Source organism: Limnohabitans sp. (genome assembly GCF_040400975.1).
Lineage (GTDB): Bacteria > Pseudomonadota > Gammaproteobacteria > Burkholderiales > Burkholderiaceae_C > Limnohabitans_A.
Genome location: NZ_JBBAPF010000053.1, coordinates 1,238 through 5,352, shown reverse-complemented (window position 1 = coordinate 5,352; position 4,115 = coordinate 1,238). Strand labels below are relative to the sequence as shown.

Here is a 4,115-nt window from a genome sequence, read left to right as displayed (position 1 = left end):
CTTCTGGAAGCACCAAAACCCCAAAACCCCAAAACCCCAAAACCCCTTCGACCGATTTTAAAAATAATCACTTGACAGGTGTGCTGGCCGCCGTGCCAAAGATGCCGGGCCAGCCCCATTTCTCCCGGGCGGCATCCCAGCGTTGCAAGTCAGAGGTCTTTACCCGCCATTCCTTGTTCATCTTCCGTTTAATGTATATTGCAATCCTAATAGCTTTGTCCTTACCCCACCGCTTGATGTTGCGTCTAACTGCTGCATCCCGCCGCTTTAGCCACCTCCTTTTTTGCACCAAAAGTTTGACTTTTTCACGCAGTTTCTTGCGTCCCTTAAGCATTTGGAAGGCTTTGCGGACCAGTCTGAGGTTCTTTTGGGTCGTAGTTTTGAAAACGCGGGGTTTTGTCTAACCTTGTTTTTTTTTGTTTAGCCATGCTCGGTCCCTGCATTTCTTACAGGTGCCACACTTACAAACGCCTTTTTTCCACTGTCCCTTTGACATTAAGTTTTAAAATCGGTCGAAGGGGTTTTGGGGTTTTGGGGTTTTGGGGTCATTGCGGTATGCCAGGTATAATTTGGCGTGGAGGGGGTGCCGCAGGAAAAGTTTAATCACCAGTTTTCCCGATTTAATCTGGGCGCTCAACCGCCGCAACCCAGCCTCATCCTTATTGGTGGGCGCTCCCAGCGCCAGCTGCTGGCGAAATTCAGCCGCCATCCGTTTTTTCAAGCGCAAGATGGCGCTGTTGTCTGTGCGCCCGTGACTGGCACCCAGGGTAAAGGCAGCGCGAACTTGATCGCCGGGCAGAGTTTGCATTCCCACAAGCAGCCGGCAGCACGCCCCTTCAGCACCCACATACTGTTCAATTAAATCGTCAATTTTCTGCCAGCCTCTGAGATTGAAGTAGCCAACGCAGAAATCTGCCCGATACGAGAGTTTAAGCGTCTCTCGCAGAGCGTCCAGCAGGGGCAGGTCAATGTTGTCAAAGATACGCGGCACTTTTTACTGTCCTCTAACACTAAATGCGTTTCTTGCGTTCGTCCCTCTTGTCCAGCACCGTCCTCTATTTCAGTCCTCCCCAGAAAGCAGCGCCTCCATTGCTGCCAGCAAGGATTCCAATTTTTCTCGTTTCTCAGGGTTGCGCCACACCTTCAACTTCTTGGCCTTCTGATAAATCTCCTCCAGGCGCGTCTCAAGTGAGTCTCGCTCTACTGCGGGTTTTTTGGCTTTGACCCTTTCTCGGATTTGACTCAGGGACAGCGAGCGCGTCATCGCCTCTTGCAGGAGAGCCATCCGCTCCGACTCCGACTCTAATTTTGCAATCTCTTTGGCTTTGGTGTATTCGATTTGGCCCGTTCGGAGAGCTTCTAGGATGTCCGCCGGCAGGTTGAGAAGGGGGAGCCGGTGGGTTCTGAATGACTCCGGCGAGAGTCTTCCTATTGTGTCAAACACCTCCTCCACTATCTGCTGTTCTTCATTACGGACAACGTTGTCCGTAAACCCCCGCTTGACGTTGGCCATTTGGTTGAGCAGCGAGATCGCCCCGTCCCGGTCAGTTTTCAGCTTCAGCGCCAGTAGCTGCAAAATTCCTTCAACTTCCTCTATCGGGGTCAAATCCTCCCTCTGCAGGTTCTCCACCAAAGCGTACTGTACCGCTTGCTCGTCAGACATCTCCCGCACGAGCGCCGGCACTTCGGTCAACCCCGCCTCAATCGCCGCCCGGTATCTCCGCTCCCCCGCCACTATCTCATACTTCTCCCCCACAGGGCGCACGATTATCGGCTGCAGGATGCCGTGTTCTTTGACGCTGGCGGTCAGCTGCTGCATGCCGGCTTGATCAAAATACCGCCTGGGTTGGGATTCGGGGATGCTAATCAGCTCAATGGGGACAAATTGAGCGGCACTGCGCTCGGGTGCACCATCTGCCTCAAAGCTATTCTGAGTCGGGTTTTCAGGCTTGTCAGGGGTGCCAGATGACGAAGAGCGCCGGGACAGCTTTGGACTCATTTCCTTCATTTCGCCTGGGGGACTATTTTATTTTCGCGTGTGGAGCGGCGTTATAAATGTGCTGTCGAGAAATCTTAAGCTCTCTTCAATCCCCCGCTCCAGTTCCAAGACACCGGCACACCCGCTCCAGGAACTCGCCGGCGCTTGTCGCTGGGGTGAATGCCGGTGCATTTATGCAAATAAATCCGGATGAATTAACATCTGACCGTCCTGCGGCTTTGTTTGCTTGATGCCATTTCCCGACCTGTGGCAAGGTTCCTGTGCCGGTGGGGCTAAAGCCCAACTACAAACGGCCTACCGGCACAACCGGCTGCCGGTGCGCCCCCCACACCCAGCACTGTCAGCTGGGCCAGTGTCAAGCGTTTCCCCCAGCTTTGGGGATACCAGATGATGCCGGTGCGCCGGCACTGGCTGTCGTCTAGGGCCCGGGGAATGCGGCAGCCGGTGGGTGCTAGCCGGTGGTATTTTATCGAGTTGGGGGGAATGGGAGAGTGTCAGAAACGCCGCTGATTTATTTATGTGAGGTTTATACAGTTGTGTGAGCCTGCGGGGGGTGAGAGATTTCCTCTGGCTATCGGAGCTACAGCAACCCTTGGGACAAGATTTCCTCGATATAATGAGTCCGAATAGTGTGTGAGCTGCGTCCCAAGAGTTCCGCTAATGTCGCAGGAAAGCCACACGGTTGGGTGCGGGATTCTGACTGTCAACCGATAGAAAGATGAACAGGCTACGCCGCCGGCGATAGCTGTGAAACTTGCTGAATAATAACTGCGAGATGTAAATTAGAAGTTAAGCACAAGTCGGAAAACTTACCTGAAATCGCTATGAGCATTTTTTGTCTGGTTCACGGTGCCTTCCAAGGTGCTTGGTGTTGGAATTTTTTAATCCCTTACTTAGAAGCGCAAGGTCACAACACAGTAGCAATGGATTTGCCAATTGAAGATGCCTCTGCAAGTTTATCGCAATTTGCAGAGGCAGTCGTTCAAGCGCTGCCAAAAACTGATGGTGATATTGTGCTGGTAGGTCACTCAATGGCAGGAACCTTTATTCCCCTTGTTGCAGAAGCGCATCAAGTGCGTCAACTGGTCTTCCTGACTGCGCTTATTCCATGCCCAGCAACCAGCACACTTGACCAATTTGCCCACAATCTCGATTCCGACGGCCTCAAATCATTAAATTATAAACCCAAAGAGTCAAGCCAACTCAACCTCTTCGGTGATGAGCCTGATATGTTTAATCCAGCTTCTCTGGGTAAAGACTTTTCCGATGAAGCAGTATTGATGGAACTTTTTTATCACGATTGCCAACCGGACGTAATGCGCTGGGCGCTCTCAAAAAGCCGGTCGCAGCAATCAATGGCATATATTTTTGAAACCAGTCCCCTGAACTCTTTCCCAAAAGTAGACTGTAAATATATTGTTTGTACTGATGACCGGATAATTTCTCCCGCATGGTCACGCTACGCTGCGCGCAAGCGCTTGGGAGTTGATGCCATAGAACTGCCTGGAGGACATTGCCCGCACTTGTCTCGCCCCGAACACCTTGCCTCAGTATTAACTAATGATACTGATCTATAGCCCTTCTCATATCAGTGAGGTGCCCAGAACCCCGGTTTCTTTAAGAAACCGGGGTTCTTATGCGCACGCGATCCAACTGAGAACCGCTATATAGGGTTTCTCATATCAGTGGGAGTAAACGGTTTCGTTTTGCCAACATCCTGATTCCCACACCTGGCGACAAAAGGCTAACCCACCTCTTACAGCCACCGGCACCCTCTGCCGGCACCTCACAGCGAGCGCCCCCGCAACAGCCGGCATTCCATCACCCACCGGCCACCCTTCCAAACGCCAAAACCCGCCAGTAGAGCGGGTTTCAGACAATGGACACAACTGGACTCGAACCAGTGACCCCTACGATGTCAACGTAGTGCTCTAACCAACTGAGCTATGCGTCCAACAGTTATTAACGTTAGCACAGGAACACCTGCAAGCGCAAGGGGTAAAACCTAAAAATTTTCTAAACTTTCCCAACACCCCGCCGGCGCACCCCGTTTCACCAGATTACCCCATCACAGCCCGATCCGCCAACAGCCACCCCCCCACCCACCCAGCTGACC

At 52.4% G+C, this 4,115-nt stretch carries 4 protein-coding genes and 1 tRNA gene; 2 read left to right on the top strand and 3 right to left on the bottom strand.

Annotation, left to right across the window (positions count from 1 at the left end; genetic code table 11):
• The coding region (locus ABWQ00_RS15550) for a hypothetical protein (RefSeq protein ID WP_353239565.1) at positions 1-404 on the top strand (404 nt) is incomplete at its 5' end.
• Positions 405-502: 98 nt separating this feature from the next.
• On the opposite strand, the gene ABWQ00_RS15545 is transcribed toward ABWQ00_RS15550, so the two are convergent.
• Positions 503-991: a phospholipase D-like domain-containing protein gene (locus ABWQ00_RS15545; RefSeq protein ID WP_353239564.1), complete on the bottom strand. Its 489-nt coding sequence runs from the start codon at positions 989-991 to the stop codon at positions 503-505.
• A 69-nt stretch (positions 992-1,060) separates the two neighbouring features.
• On the bottom strand, positions 1,061-1,999 hold the full coding sequence (locus ABWQ00_RS15540) for a ParB/RepB/Spo0J family partition protein (RefSeq protein WP_353239563.1): 939 nt from the start codon (positions 1,997-1,999) through the stop codon (positions 1,061-1,063).
• An 824-nt stretch (positions 2,000-2,823) separates the two neighbouring features.
• On the opposite strand from ABWQ00_RS15540, the gene ABWQ00_RS15535 reads away from it, so the two are divergent.
• Positions 2,824-3,576 carry an alpha/beta fold hydrolase gene (locus ABWQ00_RS15535; RefSeq protein ID WP_353239562.1) on the top strand — a complete coding sequence of 251 codons (753 nt, stop codon included), beginning with the start codon at positions 2,824-2,826 and terminating at the stop codon, positions 3,574-3,576.
• A gap of 303 nt (positions 3,577-3,879) precedes the next feature.
• On the opposite strand, the gene ABWQ00_RS15530 is transcribed toward ABWQ00_RS15535, so the two are convergent.
• A tRNA-Val gene (locus ABWQ00_RS15530) sits at positions 3,880-3,953 on the bottom strand.
• Positions 3,954-4,115 lie beyond the last annotated feature (162 nt).

Coding starts and splice junctions, on each gene's coding strand:
- ABWQ00_RS15540 (WP_353239563.1), bottom strand. CDS start 1,999: ATGAGTCCAAAGCTGTCCCGGCGCTCTTCGTCATCTGGCACCCCTGAC.
- ABWQ00_RS15535 (WP_353239562.1), top strand. CDS start 2,824: ATGAGCATTTTTTGTCTGGTTCACGGTGCCTTCCAAGGTGCTTGGTGT.